At 65.1% G+C, this 6,708-nt stretch carries 6 protein-coding genes; 3 read left to right on the top strand and 3 right to left on the bottom strand.

Annotation, left to right across the window (positions count from 1 at the left end):
• From KBC96_15255 to KBC96_15245, 3 genes are all read left to right on the top strand, one after another.
• A partial coding sequence (locus KBC96_15255) for a glycosyltransferase family 39 protein (protein ID MBP6965750.1) occupies positions 1-1,242 on the top strand: 1,242 nt, incomplete at its 5' end.
• A complete protein-coding gene (locus KBC96_15250) occupies positions 1,239-2,381 on the top strand; it encodes a glycosyltransferase family 39 protein (protein ID MBP6965749.1) in 1,143 nt (380 codons plus the stop codon). The genes KBC96_15255 and KBC96_15250, both read left to right, overlap by 4 nt.
• Before the next feature lie 45 nt (positions 2,382-2,426).
• On the top strand, positions 2,427-3,140 hold the full coding sequence (locus KBC96_15245) for a glycosyltransferase family 2 protein (GenBank protein MBP6965748.1): 714 nt from the start codon (positions 2,427-2,429) through the stop codon (positions 3,138-3,140).
• A gap of 167 nt (positions 3,141-3,307) precedes the next feature.
• Here KBC96_15245 and KBC96_15240 read toward each other — a convergent pair whose 3' ends face one another.
• The 3 genes from KBC96_15240 to KBC96_15230 all read right to left on the bottom strand — a co-directional run.
• On the bottom strand, positions 3,308-3,976 hold the full coding sequence (locus tag KBC96_15240) for a hypothetical protein (GenBank protein ID MBP6965747.1): 669 nt from the start codon (positions 3,974-3,976) through the stop codon (positions 3,308-3,310).
• Between the two features lie 340 nt (positions 3,977-4,316).
• A complete protein-coding gene (locus tag KBC96_15235; protein ID MBP6965746.1) occupies positions 4,317-5,612 on the bottom strand; it encodes an FAD-dependent oxidoreductase in 1,296 nt (431 codons plus the stop codon).
• 32 nt (positions 5,613-5,644) lie between these two features.
• A partial coding sequence (locus tag KBC96_15230) for a hypothetical protein (protein ID MBP6965745.1) occupies positions 5,645-6,708 on the bottom strand: 1,064 nt, incomplete at its 5' end.

Raw genomic sequence — 6,708 nt, 5'->3', positions numbered from 1 at the left:
CGCACAGCGGGATCCGTCGGCGCGCTGCTCTTCATGAGCGTTCCCATCGTCGTCTGGGAGGCCGGCGTCGCGTATGCCGATCTCTCCACCGGGATGTTCGTGCTCCTCGCCGTGTATGCCGTCCTGAACTGGGAACAAGCGGGGGAACGCGGATGGCTCGCGGTCGCCGGAGTGATGTGCGGGTTCGCTCTCGGCACGAAGATGCTCGCAGTCGTGCCGGTCGCGGCGATCTGCCTCTGGGCGCTCTGGGCCGGCAGATCGAAGGGCTGGGGCACGGGACTGAAGTGCGCCGCGCTCGCCGGACTCTTTGCCGCCTTCATCGGCGCGCCCTGGTATGTCAAGACGTGGCTCTACACCGGCAACCCGGTATACCCCTTCTTCTTCAACGTCTTCGGCGGGCGCAACTGGACTCAAGCTGACGCTGATCTGTACCGCGCCGCACAGCAGTCCATGGGGATGGGCCGCTCGGCGGTGGGGTTCCTCGCTGCCCCGTGGAATCTCACGGTCAACGGTTTCAGGTTCTACGACTTCCCTGCGGTCTTCGGTCTCATCGGTCCGGCCTTCCTGGGACTGCTTGCCCTGCCCATCCTGGCGGGCAGGATGGAGAGGTCCCTGCTCCGGATCGCGTTTGTCTCGGCGGTGTTCGTCTCAGCATGGTTCTTTCTGATGCAGAACGCGCGCTACATGATAACCGTCCTGCCGCTTCTAAGTATCTTCGCGGGCTGCGGCGCGGCGGTAGCGTTGAGCCATTGGCGCATCGGGCGCTTCATCGCCGATATCTTCGTGGTGATCTGCGTAGCGGTCGGGATGCTCACAAGCATCTTGCTGGTGGTCGACGGCGCGAGGGTGGCGGTCGGTCTGGAGTCGGCGGAGTCATATCTTTCCCGCACGCTGGCCCCATACGACGCCCAGGCCTTCATCAACAGCTCGACGCCGACGGATGCGAAAGTCCTGCTCTTCAAGGAGCCGAGGGGTTTCTACCTCGAGAGGGCCTATATCTGGGCCGATCCGGGGCATCACCAACTGATCCCCTGGCAGTCCTTCCGCTCCGACGGCGACATGGTGCGCTTCCTCCGCAAGAGGGGGTATACCCATGCGATTATCAACTGGGCTTTCATGAAGGGGGACGAACCCTACGAGCAGATGATCTTCCAGGCGATAGGGAGAGGTCGGCTGCTGGAGGTCTACAGCTCGCAGAAGTCGCGCGAGACGGTGACCGTCTACGAGGTGCGTTCACCATGAAAGTATCTGTGCGGATATGGCTGGCGGCAATCATCCTCGTGCATCTGATGCTGGGCATCGGGTTCTGGATGCACACGCCCTACGGGGCGGCGCCCGACGAGAAGTACCATGGCGTCTACGTCCGACACCTCGCGGACGAGTGGCGCTTGCCGGTGTTCTCTCCCGAAAACCGGGACGACTACGAGGCCCACCAGCCGCCGCTCTACTACGCCCTGGGTGTGCCCTTCTACCTGATCGGCGGAGACATCGGGGTGAGGGCGCTGTCCCTTGTCCTGGGCGCGCTCTCGATCCTCGCAGTATTCGCGGCGGTCAGGACTCTGCTCCCCGACAGGGAGCGCACGGCGATCGCCTGCGCGGGATCTGTCGCCCTCCTGCCGATGCACCTCGCTCTCAGCAGTTCCGTGGCGAACGACATCCTGGCCGAGCTTATCTTCGGCCTGGCGCTGCTGCTCATGACCAGGATGCTGGTATCCGGCCCGAACACGCGCGCGTCCGCGACGCTCGGACTCGTGCTCGGTCTCGGACTGCTCTCGAGGACTACCTGTATTCTGCTCTTCCCCGCCTCACTGCTCGTCTACCTGATACTCTGGCGGCGCGGAACACTCAGGGCGTCGCGGGCAGTCACACAGTCGGCGCTCATGCTGGGCGTGAGCCTGGCGGTCGGCGGATGGTGGCTCGTCCGCAACGCGATGCTCTACGGCGATCCCCTGGCAATGTCGCTCTTCAACGAGGCATTCACGCACACCGCCCGCCCGGAGTTCTTCGTCGTCGAAAGAGGGCTGGGGTGGGGCGGATACTTCCTGCTCGTCGGCGCGTGGACGTTCGCGAGCTTCTGGGGAGTCTTCGGGCACATGAACGTCTTCATGCCGACGTGGGTTTATCTGACGCTCGCCGGGTTCTCCATCGTAACCCTGATCGCGAGCATCCGGCCGGTCGCCGCTCTGCGGAGGGACGTACTCATCGTCTACGCGGCGGTCGTCCTTCTAGTGTTCGCCGCATTCGTGCGGTTCAACCTGACATACTTTCAGGCGCAGGGGAGGTATCTCTACCCGGCGATCATCCCCATCGCGGTGGCATTCGTCCTCGGCGTCGAGCGGCTTCTGGGGCGAGGAAGCGGGGAGGCAAACAGCAGACCGTGATCGGGACTCGCGCCCATCCGCGTTGATCGGCGGCTGCAATCCGATATGAAGACTCTCTCCGTCATAATCCCCGCATACAACGAGTGCGACACCATCGAGGAGGCTGTCGCTCGCGTGCGCCGGTCGCCCGTCGTCAAGGAGATCATCGTCGTAGACGACTTCTCCGCCGACGGCACGCGCGAACTCCTCCAGAGCATCTCTGACCCATCCATCTGCGCCGCGGAAGGGCAGGGGGAGGTTCCCGTCCGGCTCGTCCTCCACGAGCGAAACATGGGGAAGGGGATGGCGATCCGGACCGCCCTCGCGCACGTCACGGGCGATGTCGTCATCATCCAGGATGCCGACCTCGAATACGACCCCGATGACTATCCCGCGATGATCGCGCCGATCCTCAGCGGAGAGGCCGACGTCGTATACGGCTCGCGTTTCCTCTCATCGCGCCCCAGGATGCGCCCGGCGAACTATATCGCCAACCGCGTGCTCGCCCTCGCCGCCTCGACGCTCTTCGGCGCGCGCATCACCGACGAGGCCACCTGCTACAAGGCGTTCCGCGCCGGGGTAATCCAGGGTATCCCGCTCACATGCCGGCGCTTCGAGTTCTGCCCGGAGGTCACCGCCAAGGTACTGCGGCGCGGGATTCGCATAGTGGAGGTCCCCATCCGCTACGAGGCGCGTACCGCCGCGGAGGGCAAGAAGATCGGCTGGTGGGACGGAGTGGTCGCCCTCTGGACGCTCTTGAAGTATCGAGTGGTATGGTAGGCCGGGCACGAGAAGAGCGCAGGGGTCAGGGGCCAATCGGAGGTTTCCCGTATGATGCGGTTCGCCACGACTGTAGATGAACCTGCGCGCGGGACAGGCTCCCTTGCGAGACCTGAGGCCGCGGATTTCCCCGTCCGGATGCTCTGTGCTCTTGATACGCGATGCACTCAGCCGGCCACAGTCGCGGTCTCCGTCGAGCTCCAGGAGCCCTTCTCCCCCCGGCGGTTCGTCCATCTGAGCCGGTAGCTCACCTTCGTGCCCGCATCCTCCTCCGCCAGCCGCACAACGAACGGACTCCGCGTCGCCAGCCCGATGAAGCGCATCTCCGTCTTTCCGTCCCCTGGGTCGCCGATCACCCGCCACACCTCGCAGCCCGTCGCGTTCTGCGGGCGGGCGCGGCTGAGCCCCGTAGTGGTCTCGTTCTGGATTCGCAAGACATGAGTCAGCCTCTGACGGATGTCTATGATCGCCGAGGGCCTGTCAGGACTCTCCTCGAGCGGGGAGCGCCCGTTCCACTTGCCGCCGCCCAGGTCCATCGCGACCTTCGCCGAATGTTCCACGTGCGGGCTGCACCGGGCGCGCATCGCCAGCGATCTCATCCGGCTCAGCAGCGCCTTCCGCGCGCCCGCCTTCGCCGCATGAGCCGCCCCAAGCTCGCTCCGCGCCTCCTGATGCCGCAGGCACGCCTCCTGGAACGTCTCATTAGCGCTCTGAATCTCGGCCAGCTCGCCCGGGCTGATCCCCATCTCCTCCGAATGCGCTTGCACGAACCCGGCAAATCGCGATGCCCACAACCTCAAGTCGTTCTCAGCGTGCGGGATGTAGTCGCCCGCCATAGCGGATTCCTCCTTACTGCTGAGCGGCCCGCATCGCCACCGCTCGACTCTCTCCACCCACTTATTATGGCTCGCCGTAGGGGAAAAAGAAGGGTCTCGCGCCTTCCTGGGGTCGTCCGGAGCGTTCTACGGGCAACCTGTAGAAAACACCGACGACGTCTGAGCGTTCTACGGGCAGGCTGTAGAAGACACCGACGGCGACCGAGCGTTCTACGGGCAGGCTGTAGAAAACGCCGACGGCGTCTGAGGGTTCTACGAGCAGGCTGTAGAAAACGCCGACGGCGACCGAGCGTTCTACGGGCAACCCGTAGAAAACGCCGGCGGGGCTCCCGTCGCCGGTTCAGCGCAGGACCGCGCCGCCGGAGGCAAGGCGTTCCTGCAGGGTGGGGATGTTGATCCCTCGCGGGGCGGCCGAATCCTCTATGCTGAGGGCGGCCGCTTCTCCCGCCGCCTGGCCCATCACCATGCACTGCGTCATCCAGCGGGTCGAGCCGGCGGCCTCGTGGGTCACGCTGTGGCATCGGCCGGCGACGAGCAGGTTGTCCACGCTCTCCGGCACGAGCGACCGATACGGGATAGAGTAGTACCCGCCCGCGGGGAAATCGAAGCCTGAGCGCCTGTCCATCCCCGGGCCCTCGGTGTTGTGGATGTCTACGAAGGCTGCCCCCAGCCCGATGCTGTCCTCGAAGATCGTCTGCCCCTTCAGGTCGTCCTCGGTAAGCACGTACTCGCCGAAGATCCGCCGGGTCTCCCGCACGCCGATCTGCGCGGCGGTGTCTATGAGGTAGCTCTTCTCGAAGCCGGGGATCATCGCGCGCATGGCCTCGACCGCCTCGCGGACCTGCTTGCGTCCCTCGATCGCAGCTCTCGTCAAATCGAACGCGGAACTCCCGTCGAGGTGCATGTGGGTGAAGTTGATGCCGACCTGGTCGGGGCGGGAGGGTATCCACCAGAAGCCCATGAGCTGGCTCTGCCATGGGCCCATCAGCCCGGCCTCGGCGGCGCGCTTGCAGAAGTCCTGGAGCTTCGGGTCGTGGTCGTGCATGTACCGCTCGGTGTACGGCCAGTGGACGCCTCCCACGCGGTACATCAGGGTCACGGGCTGCATCCGTCCGTCCTCCGCGCGCCCGTGCATCATGCGGCATCCCGCGCGGAATGCGACATCGGCGTCGCCGGTGCAGTCTACAAACCTCTTCGCGGCGACGGAGAAGGTCCCGGACTTGTTGGTGAGGGTGAGCCCGGCGACCGCCCCGTCCTCCACTACGGCGTCGGTCACCAGCGTGTAGTACAGAAGGTCCAGGCCTGCTTCCTCCGCCATCCGGTCGAGGAGGTACTTGAAGCCCTCGATTTCGACGAAGAGCCCGCCCGGACGATACTCGGCCTCGAAGTCGCGCACGGCCCGGTCGGCGATCTCCTTCGCGATGCCCCCGACGATGCGGGGCGATCCCCCGGCGCCGTTGTAGACCGCGATCTTCTGGTGGATGCCGATCGTTGACATGCCACCGAGGCAGTTGAACTGCTCGACGACGAGTGTCTTCATCCCGGCGCGCGCGGCGGCTAGTCCGGCGCAGACCCCTGCGGGCCCGCCCCCCGCCACGACGACGTCATAATCCGGCAGGCGCTGCACGGTATTCATGTGGTGTCCTCCATCCGGCTGCGGCCCGCGTTCTACTCCCGCCTGAACCGCAGCCTCGTCAGCGAATGCTTCGGGAACGACCGCGTAAGACCCGAGGCCTTTGTCCGGGCGACGGACCGCTTGATCCTCACTACGTCGGGCGCGCCGGGGCTGTTCGCGTCGAGGTAGCTCCCGGAAGCGAGCGTCTCGATGGTGACGCTCGACCGGGGCGCGAAGCCTTCGAAAGAGATCTCGGCGGTAAGCGCCTCAGTCGGATGGCGGTTCGTAACGAGCAGGGTCAACTCACTGCCGGAATCGGTGACCAACGCGACCGCGTCGAGATAGGGCGCGTTCTCGACGGCGGGCATCCCCGGAAGCTGGGGCGTGTCAAAGGTTGGGGAGGTGACCGTTAGTCGGACGGGGATGCGTGCGGGCTGAGCGGCGTACATCTTGCGCGCGAGGAATACCGGCTGCTCGCACACGACCTGGCGCCACTTGGAGAGCCCGCCGCCGTGATTCACCAGGGCGGAATGAGTGATGATCTCGACGATGCCGGTGCGGATCGCGCTGTTGACGATTCCCGAGTAGAAGACGGATTCGGACTGATTCCAGTTTGCCGGCCACTCCCCGCGATTGGTGAATATCTGCAGCTCCGTGATGGCGATCTTCGGGTCGGCGATTTCCACGTCGGACATCTGCTTGCCCATCGCCCTGAGACGACCTTCGTACCAGTGGGTGTAGGCCATCAGGGAGTTGTAGACCACGTCCGCTGACGTGCCCTCGGGAATCGCGTTGCCGATGAGCGTGTGGATCGAGAGGGAGCGAACCGTCGAAGCGTTCTCCCGGAGAACCGACTCATTCCAGGGCAGCCATTCGTGCCCGTTGGCGATGAAGAGGATGCTCGGATCGGACCTGGTCATCGCCTCGTGGAAGGCCCGGTATCTGCTCGCGTACTCCTCCCTGGTGCAGTGGCCGATCTGCCAGTCGCCCCAGAGCTCGTTTCCGATCTCCCAGTACCTTACGCCGTAGGGTTCGGGATGCCCGTTCGCGGCGCGGAGCCTGCCGTACTCGGTGTCGGCCGAGCCGTTGCAGTACTCGACCCACTGCGCGGCCTCCT

Source organism: Armatimonadota bacterium (assembly GCA_017993055.1).
Lineage (GTDB): Bacteria > Armatimonadota > UBA5829 > DTJY01 > DTJY01 > JAGONM01.
Note: the sequence above shows the minus strand (reverse complement) of the source record. Positions and strands in the feature narration are given on the sequence as shown.